This window comes from Ruegeria sp. CDSC021, from assembly GCF_059610845.1.
Map to the genome: position 1 here is coordinate 103,304 of NZ_JBXWOK010000004.1, position 14,877 is coordinate 118,180.

The 14,877-nt window shown below is 58.1% G+C and carries 13 protein-coding genes and 1 tRNA gene; 7 read left to right on the top strand and 7 right to left on the bottom strand.

All coding sequences use genetic code 11. The annotated features are described in order from the left end of the window. The first annotated feature begins 24 nt into the window (after positions 1–24). On the top strand, positions 25–591 hold the full coding sequence (locus AC2FGB_RS09120) for a tetratricopeptide repeat protein (RefSeq protein ID WP_496689625.1): 567 nt from the start codon (positions 25–27) through the stop codon (positions 589–591). A gap of 47 nt (positions 592–638) precedes the next feature. On the opposite strand, the gene AC2FGB_RS09125 is transcribed toward AC2FGB_RS09120, so the two are convergent. The 7 genes from AC2FGB_RS09125 to AC2FGB_RS09155 form a co-directional block, all read right to left on the bottom strand. Further along, entirely contained in the window at positions 639–2,528 is a 1,890-nt protein-coding gene (locus AC2FGB_RS09125; RefSeq protein WP_496693858.1) for a PhoX family protein, read from the bottom strand. Between the two features lie 206 nt (positions 2,529–2,734). Beyond that, a complete protein-coding gene (locus tag AC2FGB_RS09130; protein ID WP_496693857.1) occupies positions 2,735–3,730 on the bottom strand; it encodes an ABC transporter ATP-binding protein in 996 nt (331 codons plus the stop codon). After that, positions 3,727–4,761 (bottom strand): Gfo/Idh/MocA family protein, encoded by a 1,035-nt coding sequence (locus tag AC2FGB_RS09135; RefSeq protein ID WP_496693856.1) that lies wholly within the window; start codon positions 4,759–4,761, stop codon positions 3,727–3,729. The genes AC2FGB_RS09130 and AC2FGB_RS09135 overlap by 4 nt, the downstream gene beginning before the upstream one ends. Next, on the bottom strand, positions 4,758–5,597 hold the full coding sequence (locus tag AC2FGB_RS09140; protein WP_271949335.1) for a carbohydrate ABC transporter permease: 840 nt from the start codon (positions 5,595–5,597) through the stop codon (positions 4,758–4,760). The genes AC2FGB_RS09135 and AC2FGB_RS09140 overlap by 4 nt, the downstream gene beginning before the upstream one ends. A gap of 10 nt (positions 5,598–5,607) precedes the next feature. Further along, positions 5,608–6,522, bottom strand: a complete 915-nt coding sequence (locus AC2FGB_RS09145) for a carbohydrate ABC transporter permease (RefSeq protein WP_142636674.1) — start codon at positions 6,520–6,522, stop codon at positions 5,608–5,610. A 65-nt stretch (positions 6,523–6,587) separates the two neighbouring features. Beyond that, on the bottom strand, positions 6,588–7,841 hold the full coding sequence (locus AC2FGB_RS09150; protein ID WP_281994953.1) for an ABC transporter substrate-binding protein: 1,254 nt from the start codon (positions 7,839–7,841) through the stop codon (positions 6,588–6,590). A 24-nt stretch (positions 7,842–7,865) separates the two neighbouring features. Further along, positions 7,866–8,750 (bottom strand): N-acetylmuramic acid 6-phosphate etherase, encoded by an 885-nt coding sequence (locus AC2FGB_RS09155; protein ID WP_496693855.1) that lies wholly within the window; start codon positions 8,748–8,750, stop codon positions 7,866–7,868. A gap of 171 nt (positions 8,751–8,921) precedes the next feature. On the opposite strand from AC2FGB_RS09155, the gene AC2FGB_RS09160 reads away from it, so the two are divergent. The 6 genes from AC2FGB_RS09160 to AC2FGB_RS09185 all read left to right on the top strand — a co-directional run bounded on the left by AC2FGB_RS09160 (position 8,922) and on the right by AC2FGB_RS09185 (position 14,875). Further along, positions 8,922–9,797 (top strand): glucosamine kinase nucleotide-binding domain-containing protein, encoded by an 876-nt coding sequence (locus AC2FGB_RS09160; RefSeq protein WP_496689635.1) that lies wholly within the window; start codon positions 8,922–8,924, stop codon positions 9,795–9,797. Then, complete coding sequence (locus tag AC2FGB_RS09165) at positions 9,784–10,533, top strand: GntR family transcriptional regulator (protein ID WP_271949346.1); 750 nt, start codon at positions 9,784–9,786, stop codon at positions 10,531–10,533. Before AC2FGB_RS09160 ends, AC2FGB_RS09165 begins: the two co-directional genes overlap by 14 nt. A 19-nt stretch (positions 10,534–10,552) precedes the next feature. After that, entirely contained in the window at positions 10,553–11,581 is a 1,029-nt protein-coding gene (locus tag AC2FGB_RS09170; RefSeq protein ID WP_271949347.1) for an SIS domain-containing protein, read from the top strand. Beyond that, complete coding sequence (gene nagA, locus AC2FGB_RS09175; protein WP_282027563.1) at positions 11,578–12,714, top strand: N-acetylglucosamine-6-phosphate deacetylase; 1,137 nt, start codon at positions 11,578–11,580, stop codon at positions 12,712–12,714. The genes AC2FGB_RS09170 and nagA overlap by 4 nt, the downstream gene beginning before the upstream one ends. A 138-nt stretch (positions 12,715–12,852) precedes the next feature. After that, a tRNA-Gly gene (locus AC2FGB_RS09180) sits at positions 12,853–12,927 on the top strand. A 127-nt stretch (positions 12,928–13,054) separates the two neighbouring features. Further along, positions 13,055–14,875 (top strand): ABC transporter transmembrane domain-containing protein, encoded by a 1,821-nt coding sequence (locus AC2FGB_RS09185; RefSeq protein ID WP_496689641.1) that lies wholly within the window; start codon positions 13,055–13,057, stop codon positions 14,873–14,875. The last annotated feature ends 2 nt before the right edge of the window (positions 14,876–14,877 follow it).

Sequence of the window (14,877 nt, forward strand, 5' to 3'; positions counted from 1 at the left end):
GCGCAAGCGCGTCACCATACGCGTATGAAGCGTTTTGTGTTCCCTCTGCTAGTGTTGGTGGCCCCTCCTGGTGTCGCCTGGTCTGAAGAATGCCCGTCCTCGCCGGATCATACCGAAAGCATCTCGGCCGTAATCGCGCAAATTCAGGATGTTGGAAACGAGGCCGAAGCCCAGACATTTTCCAATCAATTATGGGAGTTCTGGACCGATGCGCCCGACGCTGTTGCGCAGGCCGTTCTGGACCGGGGCATGACCCGCCGCAGTGGCTGGGACCTTCGGGGCGCCATCGAGGAGTTTGACAAGCTCATCGAATACTGCCCGCACTATGCCGAGGGGTACAATCAGCGCGCCTTTGCATATTATCTTAGCCAGGATTTCGCATCTGCACTGCCGGATCTGGACAAGGCGATCGAGCTGTCTCCGAACCATGTCGCGGCGATCAGCGGGCGCGCCCTGACGCTGCTTGGCTTGCATCGGATTGATGAAGCCCGTGCGGCACTGTCACATGCCTTGGAGCTTAACCCCTGGCTGTCCGAGCGCCACCTGATGGCTCCGGGCGGACCGTTGGAGCCGCCAGGTAAGGATATCTGAGGAATAGATGTCCCCGATCCATAGGACCGGGGACAATCTGGAACAGCTTAACCGACCAGCCCGTTATCGGTGCGCTTGATCGTGATCACCGATGAGCGCGGCGTGCCTCCATCCGGCCATTCGCTGCCGGGATGCTGAATGCCGACAAACATGGTGCGCAGATCGCTGGACCAAGCCAGCCCCGTGACCTCACACCCGTTTGGACCGGTCATGAAGCGGGCGATTTCGCCCGTGACCGGATCACCGACCAGCATCTGGTTGTTGCCGTGGCCTGCAAAGTCTTCTTCGTTGTCGTCATTGCCGTCGGTCTGGATCCAGACCAGACCAGTCGAGTCAATGGTCATTCCGTCGGGTGAGTTGAACAGGTTGCCCTCGTTCACATTGGCCGATCCGGCGCGGGCGTCAGAATGCACTGTCGGATTACCCGCCATGACATAGAGATCCCAAACGAACGCGTCGGCTGCGTGGTCGTCGTTGTCCGGTTTCCAGCGAACGATCTGGCCATATTTATTGGCCTCACGCGGGTTGGGGCCATTGGTCGACGTGTCGTCTCCCCCGGCATTTGGTTTCACGCCGCGGTTCTTGTTGTTGGTTAGGCAGCAATAGGCTTCGACCGCTACCGGGCTGGACGCCACCCATTCAGGGCGATCCATGGTCGTGCCACCCGCCTTGGATGCCGCCAATCGGGTGAAGATCGCAATATCCGCCGCATCCATGCCGGTTGCATCCGGCGTCAGCGGCAGCCAGGTGCCTGTCATGTCGTCATCGAATTTCGCCACATAAAGCGTGCCGTCGTTCAACAGATTCTGGGTTTCGCCGCCGGGCTGATAGGTGCCGTTCGAGACGAATTTGTACAGATACTCGCCCCGCTCATCATCACCCATATAGACAACCACGCGGCCATCAGCGGCCAGAGTCACCTCGGCATTCTCATGCTTGAAACGGCCAAGACCGGTGTGTTTGACCGGGGTGCTGTCCGGTTTGGTCGGGTCGATTTCAACGATCCATCCCACTCGGTGCGGCTCGTTTGGGTTTTTGGAGGTGTCGAACCGCGGATCGAACAGTTCGTAGCCATTCCAGCTTTCGGCTTTGACGCCATAGCGCTTGAAGCCGTCCGCGACCTTTTGATCGTAGCTGGCGTTTTCGTCGCTGGACCCGAAATAGCCGTTAAAGTTCTCTTCGCAGGTCAGATACGTGCCCCAGGGCGTCTTGCCTGCACCACAGTTGTTCATGGTGCCCAGCGAGGTTGTGCCGGTCGGGTCGGCCTCGGTCTTCAGCAGGTCGTGGCCGGCAGCGGGGCCGACGATGTTCATCTCAGTGTTGTGGTGGATGCGCCGGTTGAACGGGCTGTCCTTGACCACGGACCAACCTTCGGGGCCTTCGGTGATTTCCATCACCGTCACACCCTGCAGGTTCTGCAGTTTGCGCACGTCGTCAGCACTGGCCGGAACACCTTCCTGCGCAGCGGGCAGGTTGATTTTACCGTTCGGATATTCGTGATTGATCGCAATCAGCTCATGACCTTGGAAGGTAAAGGTCTCCATGCCGTCGGTATTCTCGCCAAAGATGCGGTCCGAGTTCTCGACCGGGCCGCCCTCGGCGAGGTCATAGCCATCGGCATCCGAAAACAGCGGATCGCCCCAGCGCATCAAGATCTTCCACTCAAACCCTTCAGGCACATGGACGGTGCCATCAGTTTGTGCGGCAATCGGGGTGAAAGCGAACCGGGATGCTGCTTGTGCCTGCGCCGAGGTCGAGCCAAGCAGGCCGGTTCCCAACGCAGCCGCGCCAGAGCCGAAGGCCACGACGCCGGACAGAAATCCACGGCGGGAAATGGCGCTTTCGACGACACGGTCAAAGTCGTTTTCTTCAGGGCGGGGGAAATGCAGCTCGTCCCAGTCGTCGGCGGAAAGTGTGGTAGGGTCAACGTCTTTCATGGATTGCTCCTGGCTGTCGGTGAAAAGTCGATGAAACGCATTTAGGGGGCATTTGTGACAGGGTGATAACAGCACCATTAACGATGGCGCCGGGATACTCAGGAAACAGATTTACTCGGGATGCGTAAGGATACGCCGATGTGATCAGCCCGTCAAAACGGGCTGATCACATCTTGTTTTTATTGGCTTTTTGACAGGAAAAGCGGTCAGGTAAGGCGCTGACCGTCCGCATTGAACCGATAGGCCTTGTCCGGAGAATAGGCGAAACGCAATTCCTGCCCTTCGGATATCGCATGCTGGCCAAACAGCCGGGCGGTTATGGCGTGTTCGTTGATCTGCGCGATGACATTTGTGTCTCCGCCCAGCTTCTCAACATGGCTGACACGCGCGGTGAGTGGTCCGTCATCTGCAACAAACAGGTCCTCGGGCCGGATGCCAATCGTGTTCTGACCGCTTTCGTTCAGCAACCCCTGCGGCAGGAAATTCATTGACGGAGAGCCGAGGAACCCGGCCACGAACTGGTTCGTGGGGTTGTTATACAGCTCCATCGGGCTGCCGATCTGTTCCACCCGGCCGTCGCGCAGGACAACGATCTTGTCGGCGAGCGTCATGGCCTCGGTCTGGTCATGGGTGACATAGATCATCGAGGCGTCCAGTGCGCGATGCAGATTGGCGATCTCGATCCGCGTGTTCATGCGCAGCGCGGCATCCAGATTGGACAGGGGCTCATCAAACAGGAACAGTTTGGGTTCGCGCACGATGGCGCGGCCAATGGCAACCCGCTGACGCTGACCGCCCGACAATTCCGAGGGGAAGCGATCCAGATAGGGCTCGAGGTTCAGCATCCGGCTGGCTTTGGCCACGCGGCCTTCGATTTCCGATTTGGGCTGCTTTTCCTGCTTCAGTGCAAGGGTCATATTGCCCCGAACGCTGAGGTGGGGATAGAGCGCATAGCTTTGGAATACCATCGCAATGCCGCGCTTGGATGGCGGCACCAGATTGACCTGCTGCCCGCCAATGTTGATCTCACCGGACGATGCATCCTCGAGCCCGGCAATCACCCGTAGCAAAGTAGACTTGCCGCAACCAGAAGGGCCGACAAAGACGACAAACTCGCCGTCTTCGACCTCAAGCGTGATGTCTTTTAGGACATGCACATTGCCGAAGGATTTATTGATTTTGTTCAGCGTCAGGGCGGTCATGTCGCTTGCTCCTCAAAGGAAACGGGCTGGCCAGTGCGGATGCTTTCATCTGCGGCCAGGCAAATGGCAAGGGATTGGACAGCGTCATTCATATGACGCGTCAGGTCTATGTCTTCGGCGATGGCGCGCAGCATATAGCCCTGTTCGGCATCGCAGAGTTCCTGGTGACCGGGTTCACCGGGCATGTCGATTGTGTGGTCGCCTTGCGGTGTGTGGACTAGCAGACCGCCAACCTTTGTATGGCCGTCGATATCCGCCGAGGCGCCCTTGTTCCCGTCGGTGATCGAGACCGAGCCGTTGGGCGACACTATATCTTTCACGAAGAACGCGGTTTCCGACATCATCGGGCCCCAGCCGGCCTCATACCAGCCGACCGAGCCGTCATTGAAAACCACCTGAAACTGCCCGTAGTTGTACATGTCGGGCGCGATCTCATCGGATAGGCGCAGACCCATTCCGTGGACACGGACGGGCCGGGCATCGGTGATCTGGCACATCACATCGACATAGTGAACGCCGCAATCCACGATGGGCGAGGTGGTCTGCATCAACGCTTTATGCGTCTCCCATTCCGCGCCGCTGGATTGCTGGTTCAGGTTCAGGCGGAATACATAAGGCCCACCCAGGTTGCGGGCCTCGGCAATCAGCCGCACCCACGAGGGGTGGTGGCGCAGGATGTAGCCAACAACCAGCTTGCGGTTCAGCCGGGTGGCGGTTTCGACCACGCGGCGCGCATCAGCGACATTGGTGGCCAGCGGTTTCTCTACAAAGACATGCGCCCCGGCTTCCATCGCCGCACAGGCATAATCCGCATGGCTGTCGGAATAGGTGGCGATCACGACTAGATCCGGGTTTGTTTCGGCCAGCGCGGTTTCGAAATCGGAATAGGCCGGGTATTCGGCAAGATCAGGGTACTCAACGTGCCCCGAGCGGTTCACCAACGCCACGATTTGGGCGTCGGGGTGATGGTGATGGGCCAGCGCGTGGCTGAACCCCATATTGCCAAGACCTGCGATCAGAACACGTGTCATTTGACGGCCCCTGACGTGATGCCGCGGATCAGCTGGCGTGAGAATATGACATAGAGAACTAGGACCGGCAGGATTGCCATCGACAAGGCTGACAGGACCGCGTTCCAGTCGGTGACAAATTGACCGATAAAGACCTGGCTGCCCAGCGTCAGGGTCTTGGTCTCCTCAGCGGGGGCTAGGATCAGCGGGAACCAAAGGTCGTTCCAGATCGGGATCATGTTGAACACCGCCACCGTCGCCATGGCGGGCCGCACCAGTGGCAGCACCAGGCGGAAGAAGATCGTATATTCCGACAGCCCATCAATGCGCCCGGCATTCTTAAGATCATCACTGACCTGCCGCATGAATTCAGACAGGATAAACACCGCCAGCGGCAAACCCTGTGCCGTATAGACCAGGATCAGCGCCCAAAGTGAGTTCACCAACCCGGTCGCCACCATCATCTCAAGGATTGCGACGGTGCCGATGCGGATCGGGATCATGATCCCCAGTGCCAGATATAGGCCCATCAGCAGGTTGCCTTTGAACTGGTACTCGGACAGCGCATAAGCCGCCATGGCACCGAACAGCAGGATAAAGAACAGGGACGCCACGGTGACGATCATCGAGTTCTGAAAGTAGAGGAAGAAATCCCCCTGCTTCATCACCGTCTCATAGCCGATCAGCGAAAAACTGTCTGCGTTGGGCAGGGCCAGCGGTTCGCGAAAGATCGATCGGCGGGTTTTGAAGCTGTTGATCAGGATCACAAAGACCGGGAACAGAGCGATCAGTGTATACAGGATCAGCCCAGCGTGCATCGCTACGGTGTTGAGGGGGTTATGGCGTGCTTTGTTCATCACTTGGCCCTCACAGTTGATACCGGCGCATCCGGGTCTGGATGCCGAACAGATAGATACAGACGCCCACCAGGATGATTGCGAACATGGCCCCGGCGATGGCCGATCCCATATGCGGGTCGCCTAGTTGCAACTGGAAGCCGAAGAATGTGCGATACATGAAAGTACCTAGAATATCGGTTGAGAAATCTGGCCCCGCCAGCGCGCCTTGTGAGGCATAGATCAGGTCGAATGCGTTGAAATTGCCCACAAAGGTCAGGATCGAGATGATCCCGATCGACGGCAGGATCAGCGGTAGTTTGATCTTCCAGAAGGCCGAGGCCCCGGTGATGCCGTCGATCTCTCCGGCCTCAAGGATTTCTTCGGGGATGGTCAGCAGGGCGGCATAGATCAGCATCATCGGGATGCCTACGAACTGCCAGACCGAGATCAGCGCCAGCGTGGTCAGTGCGTATTCCTCTTTGCCCAACCACGGTGCAAAGAGGGACTTAAGCCCAACAGCATCCAGCATCGAAGGCGCAATGCCCCAGATCGGCGACAGGATCAGTTTCCAGGCAAAGCCCACGATCACAAAGCTGAGGATCGTAGGAATAAAGATCGCCGAGCGATACAGGGCGGCAAACCGTAGGCGGGGGTGGCTGAGAAGGGCGGCCAGCGCGATGCCGATCGGGTTCTGAACCAACATATGGATCAGGAAGAACCAAAAATTATTACCCAGAGCATTCCAGAATTGATCCGACCAGTTGGGATCGAAAAACAGGGTCCGGAAATTCTGCAATCCGACAAACACGCGAGCCTGATCAACCTCTGTATACAGTGCAAGGCGCAGTGTGTTGAACAGCGGGAAAATCATCACAGCGGTATAGACGAGTACGGCAGGTGCCAGAAATACAACGATATGCCAGCGGATGCGGGGGCGGGTCATGGGATTGCTTTCAAAGGGGTGTCGGAGTTACCCGGGCGGTCGGCACCGCCCGGGTATAGATCAGCTTATTGATGCGGAGCGTACCAGGAGGCCAGGCCTTCCTGCAGTTCGACACCCAGTTCCTCGGGGGATTTTGCACCTTTGATGGCAGCAACAGAAGCGCCCCAGGTATCGTTTTCAAGGTTCGGTGTGCCACGCGACAGGATTTGATAGGTCGAGCGGATGGTCGATTCACACTCTTCGCGCCAGCCTACGATTTCCTTGGCCAGCGGGTCCTGCAGCTCGACCGGAGTGTTCGAGAGCGGGAAGAAGCCAGGCAGGGCGTTGCCGAAGATTTCGGCGAATTCCGGGCTTGCGACCCAGGCCAGGAACGTCTCGGCAGCTTCGGGATTCGCGGTGGCCGCATTCATACCAATGCCAATGTCGGTGTGGTCCGAGATATAGCAGGTATCGCCCGCATTCTGGACTGGCGGCTTAAAGGCGCCCATTTCGAAATCGGCCTGCGCATTGAAGCCCGAAATTTCCCAGGATCCCGCAGGGTAGACGGCTGCGCGACCCAGGGTAAAGATGTTCTGGCTGTCGGGATAAGTCTGCGCCTCATATCCGTCACCCAGATAAGCGCCCCAACGGGCCAGGGTGGCATAGGGGGCGGTCCAGGCTTCATCGGTCAGCTTTTGCTCGCCCGCGATCAGCGCCTGGCGGCCCTCTTCGCCTTTCCAATAGTTCGGACCGATGTTGTTGTAGCCCATAGTGGCGGCTTCCCACTGGTCGTTGGTGCCCATCGCCATCGGGATATAAGTGCCGTCTTCCTTGATCTTGTCGAGGGCGGCAAAGAACTCGTCCTCGGTTGTGGGAACTTCGATACCCAGTTCGGCAAACGCGTCCTTGTTATAGATGAACCCGTGGATCACCGACGCCATCGGAACGCAGAAACTGGCCGAGCCGTCATCCGTTTGCCAGGCCGACTTGGCGACATCCGAGAAGTTGTTCATCGCTTCGACACCGGACAGGTCGCTCAGATGACCGGCCTCATACAGGGCCAGCGATGCGTCGAACGGTCGACAGGTGATCAGGTCACCCGCCGATCCCGCATCCAGTTTCGAATTCAGTACGGCGTTGTATTCCGCCGGGGCCGAGGGTGTGAATTGCACTTTGATGCCGGGGTGTTTGGCCTCAAACGCAGGGATGATCTGGTCCTGCCATAGGGTCAGGTCGTCATTTCGCCAGCTTTCGATGGTCAGGGTCACATCTTCCGCATAGGCAGCCGACGCCATCAACGTCGTGCCCAGCAGAGCAAGTTTCAAGCTATTCTTAGTCATCCATATTCTCCCGATTGATGGTTATTATTCTATGGCCAGTGCGGCCGTTAGGATTCCGTCTGATGTTCGTAGGCGTTCAGTGGCTTCGGATGCCGAAACACCTTTTGCGGCGACAAGCACGGCGGGCTTCACATCACCGCGTGTTGCTTCCAGTGCGCGCTTTGCTGCGTCTGTGTCCACCTCGGCAATGCGGGTTACGATTCCGGCCGCGCGGGCGCGCAGTTTGTCATTGTCCGCGCGCAGGTTGACCATCATGCCGCCATGTACGTGGCCAAGGTCCAGCGCCATCAGCGACGACAGCATATTCAAAGCGATCTTTTGCGCCGTTCCCGCGCCCATCCGCGTTGATCCCGAAATCAGTTCGGGCGGGGTGGCTAGCAGGATCGGGATGTTGGTCTGTGTCAGCAGGGGACTGTTGGCGTTATTGGCGATGCCGATCAAGGTCGCGCCTTTTGCACGGGCGATGCTTGCGGCTGTCATCGTGTAGGGGGTCGACCCGCTTGCGGATACGGCGATCACCGTGTCCCGGGCTGACAAACTGTTCAGCGCTTCACGCAGGTCACCGTCGGCGTCTTCGGAATCACCCGACATCTCGACACCCGTCGGAAGACCACCAGCCATATGGATTCGCAACTGGTCTGGCGTGATCGAGAATGTTCCGCCCAGCTCTTGCGCGTCAGCCGCCGCCATCAAACCGGACGAGCCTGCCGCAACATAGTGCAACATGCCGCCCGACCGGATCGTCCTGGCCATCGCAGCGGCGCCCAATGCAATAGCCTGTGTGGCCGAGCGCACCGCCGCTGCCGCAGCGATCTGCCCCTCGGCCAGCAACAGCGCCGACCCTGTCAGGTCTTCGCGGCTCAGGCTGGTGGCGTCGCGGTGCAGTTGTTCGGTTGACGGCAGCGTCAAGAGAATCCCCTCCCAGGTTTCCCGATTACAATACCTATTTAATACCACCTGTCCAACATTTTCTTTTCAGTGAAGGTTTTGTGCTGTTCTTATAGGAAAAACTGCAATATTTGCGAGTAGCGCCAAAATCTAGGCTTTTCTAAATCAAATAGGTATTGTATTGGTATTGTCATGATTGAGTCCCTGCATAATGCTGTATTGGCCGTTGATGGCGGTGGAACGCGCTGTCGTGTGGCCTGTGAGGTTGCTGGAATCGCTCACAGCGTTGAAGTTGGCGCTGCAAACGTCTCGACTGATTTTCAGGCTGGCGTTTCACAGATAAAGCTGGGGTTGGACCAGCTGTCTGGCAAGCTTGGCATCGGGGTTGAGGGCTTGTTGGCAAGTCCTGCCTTTGTTGGTTTAGCTGGGATCACGGATCAGGCGATCTCAACTCGTTTGAGGGATGCGCTTGGTCTAAAGCACGCCCGGATAGAGGATGATCGTCCCGCTGCCTTGCGCGGGGCACTGGGTGCGCAGGACGGGCTGATTGCCCATTGTGGTACAGGCTCATTTCTGGCCAGACAAACTGGTAGAGACATGCGCTTTGCCGGTGGCTGGGGCTCGGTCTTGGGGGATGAAGCCTCGGCCCAGTGGGTTGGAAGGATGGCATTGTCCTTGGCATTGCGTGCGTCTGATGGAACGCAGACCCGTTCGGACCTTTTGACCACTTTGCTGTCCGAACATGACGGACCTGCCGGGATCGTTCGTTTTGCAGGGGCTGCAGACCCTGCGCAGTTTGGAGCGATTGCACCAAAAGTGACCATGGCTGCCCAAGATGACGACGTGGTTGCGCAACAAATCATGCGGGCAGGTGCTGCCTATCTGGCGGATACCGCCACGCATTTGGGGTGGAGCCCGGGAGCCGCGCTGTGTCTGACGGGCGGTATTGGTGGTCAATACGCGTCGTATCTGCCCGAAAACATGCAATCCGACCTGCGCGCGCCGTTAGGAGAACCGCTCGACGGGGCGCTCGCCTTGGCAAAGGAGGTCGAACATGAGCATTGCTGATTTTTTGCGTTCGGATTCCTGGCTGACCGCTGATAATGGGCCGCGATATGTCCAACTACGGCGAAGGCTGCAGGAGGGCATTGATACGGGTGTTCTGCCCCCCAAATCGTCGCTTCCGTCCGAGAGAGAACTTGTCGAGATCACGGACCTTTCGCGCGTCACCGTGAGAAAGGCGATTCAAGAGCTTGTCCAAGAGGGCGTGATCGAACAGCGCCAGGGCTCGGGCTCGTTCATCCGCGAGCGCATCCCACGGGTCGAACAATCGCTGACACATCTGACTTCGTTCACCGAAGACATGTCCAGCCGTGGAATGAAAACCGCGTCGAAATGGCTGGAGCGGGGGGTCTTTGCGCCGACCCAAGAAGAGATTGCCGCCTTGAGCTTGTCCGAGGGTGAGCAAATCTCTCGTATCTACCGATTGCGCGAAGCCGATGGCCGTCCATTGGCGCTGGAAAAAGCGGCGTTACCTTTGGATATCCTGCCGAACCCGATCGAGGTGACCACCTCTCTGTACGAGGTCTTGGATCGGCTGGGCCGCCGTCCTGTTCGGGCGGTTCAGAAGATCTCGGCCCTGAATTTGGCCGCGCGTGAGGCTGAACTTCTTGATGTTCCCGAGGGAGCCGCCGGGCTGAATATTGAACGTGTTTCTTTTCTCAGAAACGGACGCGTCGCCGAACTGACACGCTCGCTTTATCGCGGCGATGCGTATGATTTTGTCGCTGAATTGCGGTTGTAACCTGAAAGGACGGAACTAGATGTCCGTAGAACTCTCGAAGATGCGTCAGGAAATTCTGGAAATTCCTGATGCCGTAGACCGATTGCTAAGCAATGGGGCTGACAATATCCGCCACGCTGCCCAGTTGGCGCGCGACGCAGACCCGCGTTTTCTGGTCTCGGTGGCGCGAGGATCTTCGGATCACGCCTGCACCTATCTGAAATATGCATGCGAACTATTGCTGAACCTTCCTGTTGCCTCGGTCGGGCCCTCGGTCAACTCGATCTATGGTGCCGAGCTTCGGGCGCAGGGTGCGTTGAGCATATCGGTGTCGCAATCTGGTCAAAGCCCGGACATCGTTGGCATGACGCGCGCGCTGAAACGATCTGGTGCCGTGACGGTCGCCATTACGAACAATACGGAATCCCACCTGGCAGATGCCACGGACGCCGTCCTGCCTCTTCATGCGGGACCGGAATTGAGTGTGGCAGCAACCAAGACCTTTGTGACGTCTCTGGTGGCGGGGCTGTGGTTGCTGGCGGAAATCGCGGATGAGGCAGAGCTGAAGCAGGCCATATGGTCACTGCCCGGGTATCTTGGGAAGGCTGCCCAATGCGACTGGACCCCGGCCGCCAATGCGATTTCCGGCCGGTCCCTGTTTACCTTGGGTCGCGGTCCATCGCTGGCGATCTCGAATGAAGCGGCGCTGAAAATCAAAGAGACCTGCCAGATCCACGCCGAGAGCTATTCGACTGCAGAAGTTCTGCACGGGCCGGTCTCAATCGTTGAAGAAGGGTTTCCAACCATTGTGTTCGCTGCCAGTGATGCCGCTGAACAAACAACGGCAGAAGCGGCTGATGCGTTGGCGGCAAAAGGGGCTACCGTTTTTGCCACAACATCGGCGGTGAAACGGGCGCAGCCTCTGCCGGTCGTCAGAACGGACCATTGGCTGACCGATCCCATCAGCGCCATCACATCGTTCTACAGCATGGTTGAATCGGTCGCCTGCAATCGCGGAATTGACCCTGATGCCCCGCGTCACCTTAAGAAAGTTACGGAAACTGTATGACCTCTGAGACGGTTGTATTCAGAAACGGCGCCTATTTCGACGGCACACACCTGCTGGAGGGGCAGGCGGTTGTGTTTCGCCAAGGTAATTTGTCCGAGATCACCCCGGCAGACGGAACCAAAATCGCCGGGCAGCAGGTCGATCTGAACGGTGATATTCTCTGCCCCGGATTTGTGGACCTACAGGTCAATGGCGGCGGAAGTGTCATGTTCAACGATGACCCTTCTGTCGAGACTATCCAGCGCATTTCTCAAGCGCATAGAAAGCTTGGCGTCGCATCCTTTTTGCCCACCCTGATTACCGACACTGCGGCCAAGACCCAGCAGGCAATAGAGGCCGCGATCAAGGCTGTGGATGTCGGTGTTCTCGGTGTCGCTGGACTGCATCTGGAGGGACCGCATCTTTCGTTGGCGCGAAAAGGGGCGCATGACGCCGCGCTGATCCGCCCGATGGATGAAGAGGATCTGACCACCCTGATAGCCGCGGCCAGCCGATTGCCTTGCCTTAAAGTAACCCTGGCGCCAGAAGCTGTGTCTGAGCGACAGGTTACCTCTTTGGCTGAGGCCGGAATTCTGGTGTCTCTGGGTCATAGCGATGCGGATTTTGCGACCTGTCAACGTTATGCTGCGGCGGGCGCGCGCTGTGTCACACATCTGTTCAACGCCATGAGCCAGCTTGGAAACCGCGAGCCTGGTCTTGTGGGGGCGGCGCTGGCCAATGCGGGTTTGTCTGCGGGTCTGATTGCCGACAGTATACACGTACACCCTGAGGTCATGCGGGCGGCATGGGCGGCAAAGACCGGCCCGGCCCGGATATTTCTGGTCAGCGATGCCATGGCTGTTGCCGGAACAGAGGATGCCGAATTCAACCTTGAAGGGCGCCGTATTACCAGAACGGATGGCCGCCTGACGCTTGAAAATGGAACGCTGGCAGGGGCTGACCTGGATCTGACGACGGCTGTTCGCATCCTTGTTAAAAATGCCGGTGTCCCGCTGAAGGATGCGCTGAGCGCCGCAACGACCTATCCTGCGAAGTTGATTGGTTTGGCCGAATCTTCCAGTAAGAATCTGGCATCCATGATCCGTATTTCGGCGGATCTTGAATCTTGCGAATGGGCGAATGCCGCGCGTTGAATAAGCCGCCCGCTGCCGAAACGACCCCGGGATTACCGATGCGCCGGGGTCCGTCCCCGGGTGTCATATGATTTTGAATTTCGCGTGCGAACTGTGCTTGACGACACCTTGGGCATGGCATAAACCAGCCACCGCTGAGCGGGCGTCGTATACTGGCTATTACCTCAGCCTTCCAAGCTGATGAAGCGGGTTCGATTCCCGCCGCCCGCTCCAAATCAGCCCCAGAAATCTGCGTCAAATAGCCTTTCGTTTGGGCCATTCGGCTGCACCGCTTGACCCGGCGGGTTGTAGACGCCAAGAAGCGGGATACCGGAATTCGAACACGATGTAAGGGCCTGACATGGCAAAACCCGTCTCAGCCAGTCCAGCAGCAAAACCCGCACCCGGTGCGGCTGAGGAACGGGCCAGGTCCAGGAAGATCGGTGTTCTGGCTTCGCTCTGGCCATTCATGAAGCCTTATCGATTGCAAATGATTGGGGCCTCTTTGGCCTTGGTTCTGACCGCCAGCATGACGCTGACATTGCCTTTGGCTGTCCGCCGTGTGGTCGACAACTTTCGGATCGAAGACGGAGAGCTACTGGATTGGTACTTTCTGGCGGCGCTGGGCATCGCCGCGATTCTGGCCGTCGGAACAGGCATCCGCTACGCGCTTGTTACGCGCCTGGGTGAACGCGTTGTCGCCGATATCCGCAAAGCCGTTTTTGATCGCGTCATCGGGATGAGCCCCGAATTCTATGAACGTATCATGACGGGTGAGGTGCTGAGCCGGATTACCACCGACACCACGCTGATTCAATCCGTGCTGGGCTCGTCAGTCTCGATCGCTCTACGCAATATGTTGATGTTTCTGGGCGGGCTTGTGCTGATGCTGCTGACCTCGGCCAAGCTGACCGGGATGGTCTTGCTGCTGATTCCGCTGGTTGTGGTTCCGATACTGGTATTGGGGCGGCGCCTGCGGGTTATTAGCCGGGAAAACCAAGACTGGATCGCAGCCTCATCAGGCAATGCCGGCGAGGCGCTGAGCGCGGTTCAAACCGTTCAGGCCTTTACCCATGAGCAGGCCAGCCGAAATCAATTCGGTGAGATGACCGAAACGTCCTATACTGTCTCGCTGCGCCGAATTCAGACCCGGGCCGTGCTGACCGTCATCGTTATATTCCTGGTGTTTTCCGGAATCGTGGGCGTGTTGTGGATGGGGGCGAATGATGTCCGCAATGGTGTCATGACCGAGGGCGTTCTGATCCAGTTCGTGATCTATTCGATCATCATGGCCGGTTCGGTCGCGGCCCTGTCCGAAATCTGGAGCGAATTGCAGCGTGCGGCCGGTGCGACCGAGCGGTTGGTCGAGTTGTTGAATGCTCAGGACACCGTGAACGATCCCGGCCAGGCGCAAGTTTTCCCCGCGCCCGTGCGCGGCGAGATTCAGTTCGACGATGTGACTTTCCGCTACCCGGCGCGTCCGGATGTCGTGGCGTTGAATGAACTGTCGCTGACAGTCAACCCCGGGGAAACCGTCGCATTTGTCGGCCCCTCGGGGGCCGGAAAAACAACTGTGATCCAGATGATTCAGCGATTCTATGATCCTGACTCGGGACGCGTTTGTTTGGATGGCATTGACCTGCGAGATTTGGATCGTTCCAATTTCCGCCGTCATATGGCACTTGTGCCTCAGGATCCCACGATATTCGCCGCATCGGCGCGCGAAAATATCCGATTTGGGCGGCTCGATGCGACGGATGCCGAGGTTGAAGACGCAGCCCGCGCAGCTGCGGCCCACGAATTCATCTCGACGCTGCCCGAAGGCTATGACAGCTTTGTAGGAGAGCGAGGCGTCATGTTGTCCGGGGGACAAAAACAGCGGATCGCCATCGCCCGCGCCATTTTGCGCGATGCTCCGATCCTGTTGTTGGATGAGGCGACATCGGCATTGGACGCTGAAAGCGAGCGCGCTGTGCAAGGGGCTGTCGACAGGTTGCGTGCAGGGCGGACGACGCTGATTGTTGCGCACAGATTGGCAACCGTGAAAAAAGCCGACCGCATCATCGTCCTGGAGAACGGGCAGATCGTTGCGCAGGGAACGCATGACGATCTGGTATCGCAGGATGGGCTGTACGCGCGTTTGGCACGGTTGCAATTTACCGATGGTGTTGCAGCAGAGTAACC

Coding starts and splice junctions, on each gene's coding strand:
- nagA (WP_282027563.1), top strand. CDS start 11,578: ATGACCTCTGAGACGGTTGTATTCAGAAACGGCGCCTATTTCGACGGC.
- AC2FGB_RS09140 (WP_271949335.1), bottom strand. CDS start 5,597: ATGAACAAAGCACGCCATAACCCCCTCAACACCGTAGCGATGCACGCT.
- AC2FGB_RS09145 (WP_142636674.1), bottom strand. CDS start 6,522: ATGACCCGCCCCCGCATCCGCTGGCATATCGTTGTATTTCTGGCACCT.
- AC2FGB_RS09120 (WP_496689625.1), top strand. CDS start 25: ATGAAGCGTTTTGTGTTCCCTCTGCTAGTGTTGGTGGCCCCTCCTGGT.
- AC2FGB_RS09135 (WP_496693856.1), bottom strand. CDS start 4,761: ATGACACGTGTTCTGATCGCAGGTCTTGGCAATATGGGGTTCAGCCAC.
- AC2FGB_RS09185 (WP_496689641.1), top strand. CDS start 13,055: ATGGCAAAACCCGTCTCAGCCAGTCCAGCAGCAAAACCCGCACCCGGT.
- AC2FGB_RS09165 (WP_271949346.1), top strand. CDS start 9,784: ATGAGCATTGCTGATTTTTTGCGTTCGGATTCCTGGCTGACCGCTGAT.
- AC2FGB_RS09170 (WP_271949347.1), top strand. CDS start 10,553: ATGTCCGTAGAACTCTCGAAGATGCGTCAGGAAATTCTGGAAATTCCT.
- AC2FGB_RS09125 (WP_496693858.1), bottom strand. CDS start 2,528: ATGAAAGACGTTGACCCTACCACACTTTCCGCCGACGACTGGGACGAG.
- AC2FGB_RS09130 (WP_496693857.1), bottom strand. CDS start 3,730: ATGACCGCCCTGACGCTGAACAAAATCAATAAATCCTTCGGCAATGTG.
- AC2FGB_RS09150 (WP_281994953.1), bottom strand. CDS start 7,841: ATGACTAAGAATAGCTTGAAACTTGCTCTGCTGGGCACGACGTTGATG.
- AC2FGB_RS09160 (WP_496689635.1), top strand. CDS start 8,922: ATGATTGAGTCCCTGCATAATGCTGTATTGGCCGTTGATGGCGGTGGA.